Origin of the sequence: Vibrio clamense (assembly GCF_050337905.1) — a bacterium.
Taxonomy (GTDB): domain Bacteria; phylum Pseudomonadota; class Gammaproteobacteria; order Enterobacterales; family Vibrionaceae; genus Vibrio; species Vibrio cortegadensis.
The window spans coordinates 350,663-368,722 of record NZ_JAKJTJ010000018.1 but is presented as its reverse complement, the minus strand read 5'-3'; the positions used below and the strand labels follow the sequence as shown (position 1 = coordinate 368,722).

15 protein-coding genes are annotated in these 18,060 nt (G+C 41.2%); 8 read left to right on the top strand and 7 right to left on the bottom strand.

All coding sequences use genetic code 11. From position 1 onward, the window contains the following. Positions 1-131 precede the first annotated feature (131 nt). Positions 132-1,649, top strand: a complete 1,518-nt coding sequence (locus tag L4C39_RS02275) for a DEAD/DEAH box helicase (protein ID WP_429744163.1) — start codon at positions 132-134, stop codon at positions 1,647-1,649. Between the two features lie 98 nt (positions 1,650-1,747). Here the strand turns inward: L4C39_RS02275 and L4C39_RS02270 are convergent, their stop codons facing one another. Continuing rightward, positions 1,748-2,665, bottom strand: a complete 918-nt coding sequence (locus L4C39_RS02270; RefSeq protein WP_429744161.1) for a DMT family transporter — start codon at positions 2,663-2,665, stop codon at positions 1,748-1,750. 134 nt (positions 2,666-2,799) lie between these two features. Continuing rightward, on the bottom strand, positions 2,800-4,797 hold the full coding sequence (locus tag L4C39_RS02265; RefSeq protein ID WP_429744159.1) for a methyl-accepting chemotaxis protein: 1,998 nt from the start codon (positions 4,795-4,797) through the stop codon (positions 2,800-2,802). A 717-nt stretch (positions 4,798-5,514) separates the two neighbouring features. Between L4C39_RS02265 and L4C39_RS02260 the strand changes: the two genes are divergently transcribed. After that, entirely contained in the window at positions 5,515-6,978 is a 1,464-nt protein-coding gene (locus L4C39_RS02260; RefSeq protein WP_429744311.1) for an AGE family epimerase/isomerase, read from the top strand. Positions 6,979-7,081: 103 nt separating this feature from the next. Here the strand turns inward: L4C39_RS02260 and L4C39_RS02255 are convergent, their stop codons facing one another. Beyond that, entirely contained in the window at positions 7,082-8,602 is a 1,521-nt protein-coding gene (locus L4C39_RS02255; RefSeq protein WP_084654819.1) for a DUF3612 domain-containing protein, read from the bottom strand. Between the two features lie 225 nt (positions 8,603-8,827). Between L4C39_RS02255 and L4C39_RS02250 the strand changes: the two genes are divergently transcribed. Next, positions 8,828-9,403: an aldolase/citrate lyase/malate synthase family protein gene (locus L4C39_RS02250; protein ID WP_017054445.1), complete on the top strand. Its 576-nt coding sequence runs from the start codon at positions 8,828-8,830 to the stop codon at positions 9,401-9,403. 152 nt (positions 9,404-9,555) lie between these two features. Here L4C39_RS02250 and L4C39_RS02245 read toward each other — a convergent pair whose 3' ends face one another. Together L4C39_RS02245 and L4C39_RS02240 are read right to left on the bottom strand one after the other, a co-directional pair. Beyond that, a complete protein-coding gene (locus L4C39_RS02245) occupies positions 9,556-10,572 on the bottom strand; it encodes a GGDEF domain-containing protein (protein WP_017054444.1) in 1,017 nt (338 codons plus the stop codon). Between the two features lie 333 nt (positions 10,573-10,905). Further along, positions 10,906-11,802 carry a DMT family transporter gene (locus L4C39_RS02240; RefSeq protein WP_171755757.1) on the bottom strand — a complete coding sequence of 299 codons (897 nt, stop codon included), beginning with the start codon at positions 11,800-11,802 and terminating at the stop codon, positions 10,906-10,908. A gap of 132 nt (positions 11,803-11,934) precedes the next feature. On the opposite strand from L4C39_RS02240, the gene L4C39_RS02235 reads away from it, so the two are divergent. The 4 genes from L4C39_RS02235 to L4C39_RS02220 all read left to right on the top strand — a co-directional run bounded on the left by L4C39_RS02235 (position 11,935) and on the right by L4C39_RS02220 (position 14,463). Then, positions 11,935-12,417, top strand: coding sequence for a MarR family winged helix-turn-helix transcriptional regulator (locus L4C39_RS02235; protein WP_429744156.1), 483 nt, complete (start codon positions 11,935-11,937; stop codon positions 12,415-12,417). Positions 12,418-12,491: 74 nt separating this feature from the next. Beyond that, positions 12,492-12,854: an MmcQ/YjbR family DNA-binding protein gene (locus L4C39_RS02230; protein WP_429744309.1), complete on the top strand. Its 363-nt coding sequence runs from the start codon at positions 12,492-12,494 to the stop codon at positions 12,852-12,854. A gap of 92 nt (positions 12,855-12,946) precedes the next feature. Beyond that, complete coding sequence (locus L4C39_RS02225; RefSeq protein WP_429744155.1) at positions 12,947-13,555, top strand: class I SAM-dependent methyltransferase; 609 nt, start codon at positions 12,947-12,949, stop codon at positions 13,553-13,555. Between the two features lie 44 nt (positions 13,556-13,599). Then, positions 13,600-14,463 carry a DMT family transporter gene (locus tag L4C39_RS02220; RefSeq protein ID WP_113800134.1) on the top strand — a complete coding sequence of 288 codons (864 nt, stop codon included), beginning with the start codon at positions 13,600-13,602 and terminating at the stop codon, positions 14,461-14,463. 76 nt (positions 14,464-14,539) lie between these two features. Here the strand turns inward: L4C39_RS02220 and L4C39_RS02215 are convergent, their stop codons facing one another. Continuing rightward, positions 14,540-15,817, bottom strand: a complete 1,278-nt coding sequence (locus L4C39_RS02215) for a DEAD/DEAH box helicase (protein WP_017054438.1) — start codon at positions 15,815-15,817, stop codon at positions 14,540-14,542. A gap of 245 nt (positions 15,818-16,062) precedes the next feature. Between L4C39_RS02215 and L4C39_RS02210 the strand changes: the two genes are divergently transcribed. Then, positions 16,063-16,542: a GNAT family N-acetyltransferase gene (locus tag L4C39_RS02210; RefSeq protein WP_429744152.1), complete on the top strand. Its 480-nt coding sequence runs from the start codon at positions 16,063-16,065 to the stop codon at positions 16,540-16,542. Positions 16,543-16,648: 106 nt separating this feature from the next. Here the strand turns inward: L4C39_RS02210 and L4C39_RS02205 are convergent, their stop codons facing one another. Continuing rightward, positions 16,649-17,839, bottom strand: coding sequence for a DUF3103 domain-containing protein (locus tag L4C39_RS02205; RefSeq protein WP_113800137.1), 1,191 nt, complete (start codon positions 17,837-17,839; stop codon positions 16,649-16,651). Positions 17,840-18,060 lie beyond the last annotated feature (221 nt).

The window sequence follows — 18,060 nt, the reverse complement described above, 5'->3', positions numbered from 1 at the left end:
CGCTTCAATCGGCAGCTATTTTTGTAAGCCTGTAAAAGGCAAATGCCTACCTCTGCCGTCTTCTAGAGAAACTGTTTCTATTGAATTGAAATAGATCAGTGATCCTAATTATCTAATTCGAGAATCAATTTATGAGTTTTACCTCTTTGGGTCTATCTGCTCCAATTCTTAAAGCTATTGAAGAGCAAGGTTATGACAAGCCATCACCTATCCAAGCGCAAGCAATTCCAGCGGTCTTGGAAGGTCAGGATGTAATGGCTGCGGCTCAAACGGGTACTGGCAAAACGGCGGCATTTACACTTCCTATTTTGGAAATTTTGTCTAAAGGCACTAAGGTTCGCCATAATCAAGTTCGAACGCTTGTATTGACGCCAACTCGTGAATTGGCCGCTCAGATTTATGACAACGTTGTAAAGTACAGCAAGCATTTACCTCTATCTGCAACGGTTGTATTTGGTGGTGTTAAAATCAACCCGCAAATGCAGAAGCTTCGCCAAGGCAGTGATGTTCTAGTGGCAACACCTGGTCGCTTGTTGGATCTTTATAATCAAAATGCAGTTCGATTCGATCAACTAGAAATGCTGGTTCTTGATGAAGCTGACCGCATGCTTGATATGGGCTTCATTCGCGATATTCGTAAAGTTCTAGCTTTCCTACCAAAGAAGCGTCAAAACTTACTATTTTCAGCCACTTTTTCAGATGATATCCGCAGCCTAGCAAAGGGTTTAGTCAATAACCCTGTTGAAATTTCAGTAAACACGGCTAACTCAACAGCGGTAACGGTAGAGCAAAGTATTTACCCTGCGGATAAGAGCAAGAAAAGTGCGATGCTTGCTAAGTTAATTAAAGATAATGATTGGCGACAAGTGTTGGTATTCAGCAAGACAAAGCATGGTGCTAACCGCTTGTCACGCTACCTTGAAGGGCAAGGTATTACGTCTGCACCTATTCATGGTAACAAAAGCCAAGGCGCAAGAACGAAAGCACTTGAGAACTTTAAAACGGGTCAAGTACGAGTATTGGTTGCAACTGATATTGCTGCTCGTGGTATTGATATCCCACAATTGCCTCAGGTGGTTAACTTTGATCTGCCAAACGTGTCAGAAGATTATGTACACCGTATTGGCCGTACTGGTCGTGCTGGCGAAGTGGGCAAGGCTATTTCGTTGGTTACGGCTGAAGAAACGTATGAACTATTTTCGATTGAGCGTCTGATCCAACAAGTTCTTCCTCGTCATCAACTAGAAGGCTTTATTCCAGAAACGACATTGCCGGAATCTAGACTAGATACGCGCCCAATTAAGCCTAAGAAACCTAAAAAGCCAAAAGTCGATCATGCTGATGGACAACGTTCTGGTGGCAATGCACGTGGTAATAAACCTGCTGGCAAGAATAAGCGTCATGTTGCGGGCAATGGCAATTCGAATAGTTCTAACCGCAAACCTGCAAACAAAGGTGGAAACGCGGGCGGAAAATCTGAAGGTGAAAACCGTCCAGCAAGAAATACCGGCGGTAACGCAAATAAAGGTAAGCAGGGTAACGGTCAAAACCGTGGTGCAAATAAACCAGCAGGTGAAGGCGCTAGTCGCAGTCGTCGCCAAGGTCCATCTTCGGGTAAACCGCAACGTAGAAGTTCACCAAAAGCATAGAGATGCTGTGAATTGATGACGTAATAAATATTTAAATGAAAGACCTCGTTAATTAGCGAGGTCTTTTTGCATCCAATGGCATGGAGTTGATGAAAAACCTATTCTTTAGCCTTTAGCACGATCATGATCCCTCCGAGTATTAATGCTGAGGACATGACAAAATGCATGGTGATATTTTCACTCATAAATAGAACCCCTCCAACCGCCGATAAGACAGGCACCAGCAATTGTAATGATGCGGCTCGAATGACACTGAGCTGAGGTAGCACGTAGTACCAAATCGCATATCCGACGCCAGATGCTAAAGAGCCAGAGGCATAAGCGAGTAATATGCCTTGAAGGGTGTAATGCGCTTGATGCAGACTGAGTAGAAAAAGAATTACAGCGAACGGTAAGGTTCGGATGAAATTGAATCCAGTATCGATGAGAGGCTGTTTAGACGAACGACCATTAATGGTATACATTCCCCACGCAACGCCTGACACCATCATCAATCCGAATCCAAATAGTGATGGCGTGTCTACGTTAGGCAGTACAAGGTAAAGGAAACCTGAAAAGGCAATGATCATTCCCCATATTTCATTTCGAGTTACTTTGTTTCCAGACAGTAAACTATTGATTAGCATGGTTGCTTGTACTGATCCAAATAGGATTAGTGCACCTGTTGCAGTGTCTAAAGATAAATAACCGAAAGAGAATGTTACCGCATATACAAATAGCAAAATCCCTGCTTTCCAGCTTCCTTTTTGTCTATTTTGAGAGTGATAACTTTGAGAATCATTGCTTTGAAAATCACAGCTTTGAAAGTCATTGCTTTGATAGTCACAGCTTTGAGAGTGAACGCGTGGTGGTAAATATAATTTGATAAGAGCGTAGAGTGTGATGGCACCTGAAAATAATCGGATACTCGTAAAGCTACTCGCATCGATTAATTCAGATCCCAAAGCAAGTCGAGATAAGACAGAATTAGCAGCAAAGGCAATTAGAGCTAGGGTAGTAAGGGGTATTATAATCAAGTCGTAATCTCAGAAGTGAGGGGTGAGAGCCGTCCCAATGTAGACCGTGAACTGGCACGTTTAATTTCGTTATTACTCAAAATTAAGGCGCTGAAAAACATCAGCGCCATTGTTTATGATTGAGAGAAAAGAGATTAAACGAGTTTAAACTTATTGAGTTGCTCTTGAACGTTAAACACTTCCTCTTTATAGCTGGTCACAATAGTGTTTAACTCATTGGCAAGAACGCCAGTTTGGTCTGCAATTTCTGATAATGTATCGACATCTTTATCGACATCTTCGCTGGCTTTCGATTGTTCAGTTGTTGAATTGGCAATACTCGTAATGTGCTCGCTGACTTGCTCAATCACCGACTCCAGTTTAGCCACGCTCTCTCGTACCACATCAACCGATACAAAAGTGTCATCACTCGCTTGTTTACTCTTATTCATGTTGCTAACAGACTTATTCGTATTGGTGGTGATTTTTTCCAGTAGCTTACTGATACTTTCAGTCGCTTCTTGGCTACGATGAGCTAAATCACGTACTTCGGAAGAGACAACGGCGAAACCGCGCCCGTGTTCACCTGCTCGTGCGGCTTCTATCGCGGCATTCAATGCCAATAAATTAGTCTGTTCTGAAACGGCGCTGATGGTCTCTACAATTTGGCTGATACTTTGCGTATCTTGCTCCAGTTCGAGCATGCAAGCTTCTGTTTCGTTAATCTGAGTAATCAGCCCTTCTACAGAATTAAATGAAGCTTCACTTTGGGATTGGCACTCTAGAACTTGACTCTTCATCTCATCAGTTTCAGTTAGCGCCCTTTCAGCAGAGGCGGCAATCTCAAGGCTAGACTGAGATAACTCCGTCATTGCGGTGGCTATGTTTGCACATTTAGCGGTGGTTGATTGACTACTCTGACCTAGCTCTTGAGCGTTGCTTACAATCGTGTTCAATCGTTGTGTGCTGTTGTTATTGGTACTAGTGACATCCGATAATAACGAGCGGATATTCTGGGTGAGTTGATTTATGCTACGAGAAATATATGAAATTTCATCTTTACCTACTGAGTTAAGCTCAACACTTAGATCTCGTTGTGCAGACATGTTACCCAAGTGCGTCGTGAGAGACCCAACACGATGACGCAGGCCTGTAACACAAAATACAAGAGCCCATAAGAGAGACGCTCCAATGACAATTGTCGCCACTAGCAGTGAGTTTTGTAAGTTGTTTGCTCGAATGGCTTGTTCAGTAGAAATGGTGCTGATTTCAGTTTGAAGTTGGTTGCGTACTTGGTTAATCAGCTTGATTTGATCTGTTGCTAATCCAAACCATGAGCTTGCATCAGGCCCATCGATATTATTGAGATTGGACTTTTGAGATAAGAATGAGTCCTTAATTTGATTCACATTTTTCCATGTCGACGAGTTTCTCGCGAGCTCTAACTGCTGTTGGAATTGAGTCGGCATTTCAATTTTTGCTCTGCGCAGAGCATAATTGCCAGAGCTGATGTAATTTTGCACATTGGCGTAAATCGCAGCCGTTGCATTACCTCGTGAGAACACGCCATTTAGCGCCCCACGAACTTGCCCAGCACGCTCTTTCATGACAACGACAGAGGTTAATGCTTTACCAAGAGAGGCTATTTCAGAATTATTAATACTGGCGAGCAGCATGATTGCGTTATCAATGGCGAGCTGGTTGAGATCCGAGTAGTAAGCAAAAGGAGACAAGTTGGGACGCAAGGTATCTACTTGACGGCGAACTTCACTTAAACGGCTTAATTGTTTTTGAACATCACCCATTAAATTTGACGCTAACTCTGGCTTTATGTGAACAGGTGAAAAGCCTTTAAGTGCTTGTATATGAGTATCTGCAACCTTACGCTGCTTTTTTAATTTCTCTACTTGAGCGGCTTTACCTTTACTGCCTAGCACTCCAGCGGTAAGTCCACGCTCTACCGCCAAGTTATGAGCAATGTTGTCATAGAGGATCACAAGCTCTACCACTTCTTGATCTTGCGAAGAAAGTGATGATTCTTGTTTAAATTCAATGACAGATAAGCTGGCTAAAATTATGGATAGGGTTAAAGGTATACCTGCGATAATGGTGACAATAATGTAGAGGGGGAACTGGCGTAGTAGTGAGCGCATTGATAAATCCCTAGCTGTATTTTTTATAATTATAGAAATCCTAGTTAGAGTATAGGTGCTGTTTTTGTGGATTTCATTATCAACAAATGAATCAATTATCAAAAGTGAGATTTTTTGTAATTAATGTGATCGAAGTGTTGTTGGTTGTGTTATTTATGTAATTTGTATGCATTTATAATTTTGAACTAAACAAGCTGAGTACCTCTATCGATCTGCGTTTAGTATTAAAGACAATACTTTGTTAGATGAATAACTTATAAAGCGCTCACTAGCAAAATCATGCTAATTTGCAAAATGAAAATGCGTTATGCAAAAAATCAAAGATTATCGCTTTAAAAGTGTGCGTAATGGCATATAAAATGGACATTTAAAGTTGGCACACATTCTGCATTATTAATAGTGACCCTTCTTAAGCCGAGGGTCACCTAGCCAACTGACGTTGTTAGTGAATGATACCTTGTTCACACAAATATATAGCCAATCACAGTTTTTGTGGTTGGTTTTTTTTTGCATAAATTTGCGCAGTATGTGCGCCCTTCCTTAAATTATAAATTTAATGTCCCGATATTGATTTTTCCTGTGATCGTTTAGACAGTATGCGTAAGTATTAGTACTTATATTCACCATTTCTGAATCAGGAGTGGGTTAAGCATGGCACGGTCTTATTTCAATAGTACACATAGAAAAAACTATAAATTCAGTTTGTTACTGTCAGTAATGTTTTCTGCAACCCCATTGGCAGCCGTAACCGATCTCACTCCTGAAAAAACGCTTCCTTTGCCCACTGGCGATCAATGGATAGAACATGCGAAAGAAGGCTTACAGCCATACTGGTTAATGCAATCTGCGAAAGGAGTTCCGGAAGGCAATTTCCCTACATTCCGTTGTGATAATGGTGAGGTGTTAGATGTTAATAACGTCTGTCCCGAATTAAACCTTAGCTGGATATCACCGCATTTTGATCGTGACTACACTCGAATGAAGTCTCGACAAATATACGCGTATGGGGTGATTTATCATCTGACTGGTAATGAAGAAGCGCTCGCTTTGGCAAAGTCTGGTGTCGATTTTCTATTGAGAAATCGAATAGATAACGAACATGGTGGGTTCATCAGCTTCGTTAAAGATGGACAACCAGGTTTGGAGTGGCAACAGAGAACATCACAAGATCAAGCATATGCGTTAGTTGGTTTGGCTTTTTATTACTATTTGACTCGTGATCCTGTAGTGGAAAAGGCATTAATTAAACAGCAAGCATTCATCTTTGAGCAGTATAAGAACCTCAAAAATAATGATTTGAATTGGGTGTTAAGAGATGGCGATGAGCAGAGTGCTAAACAGCGAGAGTTGGTGGCTCAACTCGATCAGATCAACGGCTATCTGCTGCTTGTCACCCCGTTATTACCCGAGAAAGTGCAGAAAAAATGGCGTCAGGATCTTTATTGGCTAACAGATCAAATGACGAAACAGTATTATTCTGTGGAAGAGAAACGATACTATGGTGCTATTCATCACAAAGCCATGATGATGCAAGAGGCAAAGCACAATGATTTTGCTCACACAACAAAAGCATTCTGGATGACCTATCTGGTTGGAAGATATTTTGATAATACAGATTGGGAAACATTGGGTGAACAAGGGATGCGAGTCACCGTCGACAGAGCCAGTAATACTTATGATTTTTCAGTCGCGGAAGCTTATTTCATTGAACCGCTGAAAACCCAGTGGCATGGACGAAAAAAGGTCTCTGGATGGAAGAGTCGACCATATAATCCATGGACCTCTTCTTGGGAGTGGGCGGAACTGGATCAATCTTCAATGACATTGAACATGTTGGATGGCAGTCGGATCACCCAGCAATCGGATACACAGCATGCTTTCATGAATGCTTGGGTCGATCATCAATATGGTGGGGTAGGGTTAAACTCCAGAAGTACTAAAGCGTTCCATTGGGGTAATGGTTACCATCAATTTGAGCATGCATTAGTTGGGTATTTAAGCGCCAAACAGTATTACAAGAAGCCTGCTCAGCTCTATTTTGCATTACCTGAAGGCTACAAAGGCGTGATCGAACCTTATTATTATCAAGGAGATATTCAAACCAAGCAAAGTCTGGGTAAAATTGAACAGATTGAAGGCTTAACAAAACAACGTATTAGCTTTGTTCATATAACGCCTTAATGGTGTGAGTTTTGAATATAAAAAAGGAAGGCTAAGCAAAAGTGGCTTAGCCTTTATTTTTTTGTGCTGTTCACTGTCGGTTACTCATCTATTTTCTTTGATATTACTCTTCACCACATTTCGCGTAGCAACTTGGCTTTCTAGGGCATGAGCCGCCTCTAGAGCAAATTAAACGAGCCTCAGTTTCAATGCCGCGTTCTATCCAGTTAATGTTCAGGATTTTTGCAATCGTCGTGAGATCTTTCTTAATATGCCTTGGGATGATCACGGATCCACCATTACTCACACAGGACGCTTTTAGCTCTTCAGCAATGGATCGGGAATCCCCACCTTGTGCATCAATTGCTGGGTTTAAATCAATACCAGCGCATAACACTCGGTTGTTGCCTGCAGGATCTGTCATGTTGACCGATTCGCAACAGTAGATTCTAGGCTCATCGCCAACATTCAGTATGGATATTTGTGCTGAGCTGCCAGCTTTCGGTTCAGAAAGGCGTCTAAATACCGCCCAATGCTGACAAGGGTCTGCAACGGTTCTCATGTTACCCCAAGGTAGAGGAATGCCATTACCGCGATAGACGGCTTTTAGTTTCCCTGGGCCATAGGCATCGAAATAGTGCCAGTGTGGGTAAGGTGAAACAACCGTCATTCTTCTCATTGCAACAGATGGAGAAACACCTGCGAGTTTGTGTACGTCAATTTCATAACCGCTGCGATCCAGTAACTGGCGGAAAGGGACTTTAGGGCAGAGCAGCGCGCCAGCAAAAAAGCTTGATTCAAAGTCGCGCCAAGCTTGTAAGATATCTTGTGAATTGAGAACCGAGGTTGGTTCGCTAGATCCGCTGTCCTCCCAACTGCTGTTATGCCCAACTGAAAGTACACTCTTCAAGCCTTCTTTACTGTGTAAAATACAATGGCCGATGTAAACCGCCAGATCGTACTTCAGGCGAGTAGGGTACTGCTTGAGTATTTCATTGAGGTAAATGGTACTTGGTGGCTCAAAAAAAGAGGTGACTAGCTGCTTTGCATTGATGCCTAATTCGTCGACTACATCTTTTGGGGTTCGGTTGACCCAGCGAATTTGTATCCCCAAACTCTTCGCAATGTCGATCAAATCTTCAACGGCTAAATTTAATCTCTTAAGTCCAACCTCTTCTGCGGCACGTTCAAGGTCAGGGAAGTGATTTTGTAAGCTCTCTTGGTGTGCTCGAATTAAAAGGTGAGCAAATTGGCGCCCTGTGATTCCCGTCTGCGACAACATTTCAGGTATCGCTATTTGTAGAATGTCATTAGAGAACAGGAAGCTTGGCTCTAATGCCATTCCACTGATCCCCCCCCTATTTCCCTTATCTGGAGTGATTGCTTGTTGCTCCGGTTCATCATCTAAAAACCAAGTGGGTTCTTTTTGAAAAACGTTCGCGATGACTTCTAGCATATCGATGCTTGGTACACGCTTTCCTCGCTCAATCATCGAGAGATAAGAGACGGATGGCGCGTACTCTGGGTTGACGCGTATACATCGTGCAGAGAGATCTTCCATTGTTAAATGGTTACGTTTTCTAAGGTTTCTAATTTTAGTCCCTAAGAAATGTGACTGTCTGACTAAGCTTTTTGATAAGGCCATTTTGTAAAATTCACACTGTAAAATTTTTGTTGTGAAATTGTAGTCAAAAAAGTTGTAGTCTACAAACTAAGCAATTCACAAACCGATAACAAAAATAAACATCTGTTTGGAATAATTGCTCTAGAACACAGTTTTGATGAGTTAATCACCACGTTTGCAGAGTAAAAATAGAGCTGAAGACAGGGATAGTTAACCAACAATATAGTTAGCCAAGAGGGAAAGACTATGAATATGCTTACATTCGATAAAACAGAAATACAAAAACAAAACAAACCATTTATCGCTGAAGCTGTCTTTGCCGTAGAGACTATCAGCGCAAACCAGCAGAGCGAAAAGCAGATCAAAGCTAAACAGCTACTTGATAGACTTTTTCCACTAGAAAATGGTACTCATCAAGATGTAACAAGCTACGTAATTGACTATCGCCACGTTCTGGCTTACTTCAAAAACGGTCAGCACAGTGGTTTGAAACACCCAAAACACTTTGTAGCATACATGGGAGAAAAGTCGGACCCTGCTTCAATTCTCCTGAAAGATGGTAGTGGTAGCCACCTTGAGGTTCAGTTTGGCTGTCGTAAGGGGACAGGTTGTGTTGAGCTGATTAGTATCGATGATATTCAACTCGAAACTTGCACCACATTTAGCCAAATCCCAACAGAGTCGAGCATGGCGGCCATGCGACATTGGGTTAGCTTAGTAAAAGGTGATGAGCGTGGAAAACCAAGAGCATGCAGCGAAGATAAAGAATTTACAGCGAAAAGTGGTGAAGATTACTGTCTAGATTATTGTTTTAATATCTAGTGATACCAAACCGAAAGAAGGCTTCCCGATTGGGAAGCCTTCTTTGTTTCAATCTGAGATAACTAAATGGGTAGTTACTGAGTTGGGTTGTTACTGAATTGGGCTATTACTGAATTAGCTGAAACGGGATCGGCAAAAATGTATGTGCAAAACTAAATCGGCATTACTCTATTTCGACCTAGTTTTTTTGCTTCATATAATAGTTTGTCTGCACGATCGATCAACTGAATAGGTGACTCACCTTCAATAAATTCGGCCACCCCAAAGGATGCCGTGATATTCCCAACTTGTTTGCCACTGCGTCGATCTTTTACCGATAGTTTTTCAATGCTACGGCGGTTAGTTTCTGCAAATTGGCGTGCAATTCTGAGAGATTTATTTGGTACGATGATTGCGAACTCTTCACCACCAAAGCGATAAGCGGTAATGCCATCTCTACAACTGAGCTGGAGCCGACGAGCAATGCCTTTGATAACGGTATCACCAAATAGATGACCGTACTCATCGTTGAATGATTTGAAATAATCAATATCTGCTAAAATCAGGCACATAGGTTGATTTGCTTTGCACAATGTCTCTAAATCGCGATCAAATGAGCCTCGGTTATAAAGACTAGAAAGGCTATCAAAAAGCGCGTCTTTTTGCACATCCACAAGCTGTGACTTCAAACGAGAAATTTCTTCGCTAGCCGTGGTCAACTGAGTATTCAAAAATTGAGTCGAGTGACGAATATCTCTAGATTCAGACACCAGCTTTCTGATCACTTTCATGACTTCATCCATGGACAAACCTTCATCTTCCACACGAGAAAGATTACTGAAGCTTTGGTTGATCATATCTGAAAATGCCGAAGTGTCAGCAAGCGTATCATTCATAGAGTGAGCGACTTCATTGATCAAAACTTCAATACTGGCGCGTAATTCATTCATGTTTGTTTCAGAACGACTCGCGACATAATTATTGTAAAGTTGCTCGGCAGTTGCTGGTGGGCAAATACCATAATGTTCAATAATGCCGTCCATCTCACGATTAAGTTGAGGAATGGCATTATCAACGTAGGTATACCACAATGCATAATTCGCCGGTGTCGTTGAGACACGGTTCTTCATCATCAGTGGAACTGCTTTTTTAAGATTAGCCGTAGATTTTTGAAATTCGTCTTTTTTCATTATTCATTCTATTAATTGAATTACTAATGGCTAGCTTGACTATACGATCACTTAGTTTGACGAGAAAAGGCATAATTACAAAAAACTTGAGTTCATTGAACCTGTAATTAATGGTGCTTTAACGAAAAACCCTCATTGGTGCAATGTTTCGTACAAAGTACTAACAAATTCAAGCGCTTTTAGTGAGAAACCTCTGTTATTCTAGTTAATCCTTGCCTATTTTGCGATCTAAATTGCAGACTTTATTAAATGTATGGGCAGAGTTACTTATCTATAGAAGTGAATGAATGGACTACGGAATGATAACTCTGCCGATTAATAGAGATCCGATGCTTAGCTCGATTGCGACAAATTTGGTGAATTGCTTTTTTTCAATGCAATGAGTATCTGTGGAAGTAAAGAGGTGATGATCATACCAGCCATCAGTGCGTATTGAAGCAATGTAAAAGATTCACCTAACAGAAGTAATCCCGTAATAATTCCCGCAATTGGATTTGCGATCCCCCCAAATGTGAAATCGACGACAGACATTCGCTGCAGTAACCAAACGTACATACCATACCCAAACGCAGTATTTAGAATCACTAACCAACTTAAGCCAGCTACATTTTTGAAGTCAACTTGAGCTAATGCATGAGTGTAAACGTTGGGGTTCATAACAGAATGCAGTGCAGCCGCTAAGCTTAAAATCGCTCCGCCAATAATTAACTGCCAACTTAAAACCTTCCACCAATGCATACGGTTTCCAAGTGATTTTGTTATGCCGCTGCCGATCACAATGCAGAGAATGGCCGTTACCATGGCCAATAAACCAACGGGGTTCAGTGTAATAGAGTTAGGATCGAATAATTTCCACGCCAAAAAAATCAGTAATGTCCCAGATATTGCCTGAACAGTTGTCGGACGTCGCTTATATCTTACCCAGTGGAACAGCATGGCAAAAACAGGGACAGAAACCATTCCCACACCAGAGATGGCAGAAGGAAGGGTTAAAGCCATCACAAAGATCAAGCTAAAGAATATGGCAATGTTGATTAAACCTAAACTGAACAGAATTCGCCATTCACCTTTTTCTGGCAAACTCGGCTTTAGCATGAGTAAGAGTAAACCAGCGGGAAGCGCTCGAATTGCTCCTAATAAAAGCGGAGGCCAGTCGGGTAAAGTGTATTGAGTCACCGCATAGGTGGTACCCCAAAAGAAGGCAGGGATCATCGCTAGAAGTATATTCATATTAATTATCTTTATGTGAAGATATTTGTGTGTAATCTACGCTTTAAATTACGCACTGTAAAGTATCTTTATGTTAAGACACTTCGTGCTAAGATACTTAATCTTGATGTTTGAATCTGCGGAGTAGGGTATATGGATGCGATTGATAGAGTTGTCGCTCAGTGGGCAAAAGAGAAGCCTGAATTAAATACTGATCCGATGGCATTAATGGGACGTTTGATGCGTGTGACTAAACACATGGAAGCAGAGGTGGCGATGTTACATAAGCAATATGATCTAAAAATGGGGGAGTTTGATGTACTGGCTACGCTACGCCGAGCGGGACAACCGTATAAATTAACCCCTTCAGAATTGATTGAATCAATGATGCTTACCTCTGGTGCTATGACGAACCGACTCGACAAGCTTGAAGGGAAAGGTCTTATCGAGAGAGAGCATAGTAAGAAGGACCGACGCAGTGTGACGGTGATATTAACAACCACAGGATTGAATTTAATTGAAGAAATGATAGAGCAACATGTCGATATTCAAACCCGTTTAGTGACGGCATTAACGCCAGATCAGATTCAACAGGCCAATGGATTATTAAAAAACTTGTTGGCCGATTTTGAGTAATGGCTCTCAGATGAATTGAAAGAGATTTGTTATCAATAATAGTATGTTCATTTACCAATAAGCACTAACTTATGATGACCTTAAAATCTATTGAAGACTACCTAGAACAATGTGTCGCGGCAGAATCGAGTTATCCATTTGGACCTGAGGCTTTAGTATTTAAAGTCAAAGGTAAAATGTTTGCGTTAACGTCTCAGACCTCAGATGATCCCTATGTGACGTTGAAATGTACGCCTGCCGATGGGGAAGTGCTCGTCAGTGAATTTGATGCCATTCGTCCGGGTTACCATATGAACAAGCGACACTGGATTTCAATTGCAATCAATGGTGATGTTGATGAAGCGATGCTGCAAGATTTGGCCGTTCAATCGTATAAGTTGGTGGTCAGTAAATTAAAAAAATCTGATCGTGAAGATCTCAATAACTCAAACCAGTGATGCTCTTAAACCATATAAATTGATAGTGAGATTCCCATTATTATTGACACTTAGGGGCTATGTATCAAAAGCTATGTATCAAAAGGAATTTGATGATGAAAGCGAATTACGATCTGATTTCACAGCAGTGGACTGAAATACGACAGAATCTACCTACCCCAGATAAAGTCTTATTTAACGAATTTATTCACTGTCTACCACTAAATGCTCATGTTCTTGATCTTGGCTGCGGTACTGGTATTCCAATTGATCAACTAATGATTAAACATGGTTTTCAAGTTCTTGGTGTTGATGGCTCCGAAAAGCTGCTGCAATCCGCACGATCTCTACTTCCTCAAGCTCAGTTTATCCATGCAAAATTAGAAACCTATGATATCGGGAGTATTTATCAAGGGATCATTATTTGGGACTGCTTATTCCATATACCCCGAGAACACCACGAAGAGATTTTGAGGAAAGTGTATAACGCACTAGATAAGGATGGCGTGGCCATCATTTCAAGCGGTGGTAGTAAAGAAAATATTCCAGCATTTACCGGAACCATGTTTGATGTAGAGTTTTACTACGATGCCTACCCAGTCGATGAGCTCGTTAATCTATGTAGACAGATTGGTTTTTCCATATTGAAACAGAAGTTAGTCAATAAACCCGATGGAATTCGAGACAAAGGTCGTCTTGGATTATTACTGATTAAAGAGTAAAACAATTAGACGACAAATTTGTGCAGAAAGGAGTTCTCACACCGATGAAGTCATTGATATGGATGGTAGGAGCTTTAGTGTCATTTTGTATGTTGGCGATTGGAGCAAGAGAACTGAGTGGTGAAATCGGAACTTTCCAAGCACTTTTCTTGCGTAGTATTTTTGGATTGCTGATTATTAGCGGGATTATATTATCTCTTGGTAAGCGTTCTCTTTTATCAACTCACCGCTTACGAACTCATGCCTTTCGTAACGTATTTCACTTCATTGCTCAGTATGGCTGGTTTCTTGGCATCGCTTTATTGCCACTGGCGGAAGTGTTTGCGTTGGAGTTCACCGTGCCATTTTGGGCGGCAATTATTGCAGCCATTTTTTTGAATGAACGATTAACCTTGAAAAAGGGAATCTCCATTTGCGTTGGTATGCTTGGCGTTTTAGTTATAGTGCAGCCTGGAAGCGATATATTTGATAGCAATTCATTCATCGTCTTAGGTGCTGCTGTCTGTTTTGCTGTAGCCCACACATCAACGAAATCATTATCCAAAACCGATGAGCCACTGACTATCGTTTTCTATATGTGCTTAATTCAGTTACCGATGGGGTTAGTGTTGTCGATTGGGGACTGGGTCATGCCGAATAGCAATCAATGGTTCTGGGTTGGAGTAATCAGTTTTACTGCTCTATCCGCTCACTTTTGTATGAGTAAAGCTCTGCAAATGACGGAAGTGACAACGGTGACTATTTTAGACTTTCTGCGCTTACCTTTAATCGCGGTCGTTGGGATTATCTTCTACAATGAACCGTTTGATAGCGCCTTGATTTGGGGTGGTTTGCTTATGTTGATTGGTAACATCTCTAACTTGTATCAGCGAAAACCGTCAAAACGTAATTTAAAAAACGCATCTTAATGATGAATAATAGAAAAGGGCGATACTGAAAAGTATCGCCCTTAAATGTTTGTAGTGATTGTTGATTGCGTATTGCTTATTGCTTATTGCGAATCATTTTACGTAGACGAGCACGACGCTCTGCATCACCTTGGCTCGCATCACTAGGATTGTTTGTGCGCGTTTTACGGTTTTTGAAAGCCGGCTTTGAGTGCATTTTTTCTATTAGTGCGTCTCGGTTTTTTGGCTCATAACCTTCAAGCTCTTTACGGTAGATACGCTGACCAATAAGAGTCTCAACTTGCTGTAGCGTTAGCTCTTCTTCGCGGTTTACAAAAGAGACAGCATGACCTTTTTGACCTGCGCGACCAGTACGACCGATACGGTGAACGTAATCTTCAGCTAAGAATGGCATATCAAAGTTAACTACATGCGGCAGGTTCTGAATATCTAAGCCACGAGCAGCAACATCCGTTGCAATCATCACACGTGCTTTGCCTTCTTTAAACTCATCTAATGCGCGGCGGCGTGCGCTTTGTGCTTTATCACCATGACAAAGAACCGCTTTAATTCCGTCCAATTTAAGCTCTTTCACAAGCTCATTGGCGGTTTCTTTATAGTTTACAAATACGAGAACTTGTTTCCAGTTTTTACGACCGATCAGTTCAGAAAGCATCTCACGCTTTCGTGCTTGCTCTACAGGATAAACAACGTGTGCGATTGTATCTGCAGTGACATTTTCACGAGCAACGGCAATACGTTTCGGTTGGCGAAGGATCTCACCTGCCAGTTTATTCATTTGCGCAGAGAAGGTCGCAGAGAACAGCATCGTTTGTGGCTTAGATGCGATACCGGACATGATTTTTTCAATCGCTGAAATGAAGCCCATATCAAGCATACGGTCAGCTTCATCAAAAACAAGGAACTCTAGGTTAACTAAAGAGACGTTTTTTAGCTCTAAGTGCTCAATTAAACGGCCTGGAGTTGCGACAAGGATGTCAACACCTTGCTCTAATGCTCGTTCTTGAGATGACATTTTTGCGCCACCGTAAATCGCGACAGTCTTAAGCTCTGTATATTTGGTGTAGTCTTGGACGTTTTGCGCAATTTGAGCAGCAAGTTCACGTGTTGGTGCTAGGATCACCGCACGAGCTTGGTGACGGCTACGTGGCTTTGCTTTATCTAAAATATTTTGCACAATTGGCAATGCAAATGCAGCGGTTTTACCCGTACCTGTTTGAGCATTAGCAAGAATGTCGTGGCCACGACGAGCCATCGGAATCGCTTTCTGCTGAACAGGTGTTAACTTCTCATAACCACATTCAGTAAGAGCTTTGACGATTTCGGGAGAAAAATTTTGTGATGCAAATGACATATCTTGTTCCTAAAACTAACGGCTAATACCAAACATAAGCATAACCAAAAATACGGCCGCAGATTATAGTGCAATAAATCCAGAGTGGGGGACTTATTTTTTATAATCACTAAATATAATGCCCAGTTAGCCAATTTATTGTTTAAATTGACACAATAATAGCTCAAATGAGCTTGGTGTTGGTCAGTAACTTGGACATTGAGCTTCAAAAGTCATTTATGAAATACGATTTAAGGATGAAAGTTATGGTAATAGCCTTAAGACCAATGCGAGAAGAAGAGTATCCTGCCTTTTGTGATTATTTTATAGCGGATTACAGCCAAGAAATTGCGGAAAACTATGGGCATTCACTTGAGCTTGCACAGACATTGGCTCGTAAAGACCTTTTACGTAGTTTCCCTGATGGATATAAAACAGATGTACATAAACTACTGTGTATTGAGGCTGAGTCTCGCGTTGTCGGGTATTTGTGGCACTGTCCAAATGAAGCGGAACACTCTACGTCTATCTATGATTTTTATGTGGATGAATCATGTCGCGGTAAAGGGTATGGAACCGAAGCGTTGAAGCTGTTGGAAGGGCAGTTAGTCAAGGGTGGGATTGTTCAAATCAAGCTTAGAGTGGCTTATCACAACAAACGTGCATTGGCGTTATATCAAGAGACGGGCTTTATGGTTACTGGATATAATATGTCGAAGAATTTGAGATTAGGTGGAATTATTTAGCGACACAAAAGGCTCCGAAAAGGGGGAGCTTGATGTTACTTAACGCATTTTAGTTATGATTAATAAGTAGATATATGAACTAACGTATATCTACTTATTCCTATTTTTATTGACGAGTTGGGTTGATTGTTAATGGCTCGAATGTTGCCGTTGCATTACCACTAGCGGCTGGGTGATCCACATAATCAGTGTCTTGCATTAAGGTGTAAAATACGTCAACAAAGTCATCATCATTTACTAATAGACCATCGGGGATTGCGTCTATGATTTTACCTGTAATTTGAGGAATGATGGCATAAGCTTGAACTTCTGGATCTGGTATCAACTTCAAGACTTCCTCTGCTACTTTGACTAACAACTTGCCAAGTTCCTTGTAGTCGGTGCCATCATCTTGCTCCATTAGGATAAGATCTGCTGCACCCCAACGGTAGCGAGACCACTGAATCATGATCTGATTAGGGTGGTAATCTTGATTGTCGTAGTCTAAGTACGGCATTTCTACTAAATCAACAATTGGCTTATCGCGGCTCGGGTTGATACCAGTCACAATGGCATAGATTTCTGCTTTACCCGAGATCCAAGGTTCTTGATCATCGGCTAAGCGAATTTTTTTCAGTATGGTTGTTGAAATCGGTTGTGGATCATCAGACGTTATATTTTTTTGCATTGTTGCGGTCGCAAAAGAACCGTTGTCTGTTTTCCTGGTGCTGAGTGATATGCCGTTATCAAGTTTGTTCATCTCATTCCGCATTGCTTGTACACCAGCGGTGAGCTCTCTACTACTATTACTATCAACTACAAAAACTGGAACATCTGGTAATTGGTCAACATCCAGCTGGTGGACTTGGCCATAAACATCAAATGCTTCAATATACTGCCATGTTTCGTCATCCCCTTTGGGTTCGAATGCAAATAATGGGCTCTGGCCTTCTTTCCACTCTTTGACCATCGATATATCAGCAATACGCAACTCTAATATTTCAGGAGTGAATTCTTCAATACCTTTCATTGAACGAATTTGAGCGTCGGCCATTACCATCTTTTGACTGAAGTCAGCATTTGGTTGAGATTCGAATAATTGAGAGACAGAAATATTTAAATGTTGAGCATTAATCTGCGTTTTTAATGTTGTTTCAAGATTATTGTAGCTTTGACTAAGCTGTCTCGCGAGTTCACGTTTTTGCTGAGTAATGGCATTTGCATTAGATTGTGCAGACGAGTTGGTGGCGGTTTCATCTGTTTGGCAACCAACTAAAGTGACTGCGAAAAGTAATGAAATGGGTGTTATGTATTTCATAATAATCCCCTTTTAATATTTGAGTTAGAGTAATAACTCTATAGCTCAACATTATCACTGTATGAGGATGCTTTCATTTATAAATGTCACGAATAATTATATTTTCACACAAGATCAAATATTCAGTTAGCAAAGGTTAAATTAACGATTGATAATATAGTGAAGAGAATTGAGGCTTGAGCGGTATCGATCTTAGAGAATACATCTAAAGAAATGGTTAT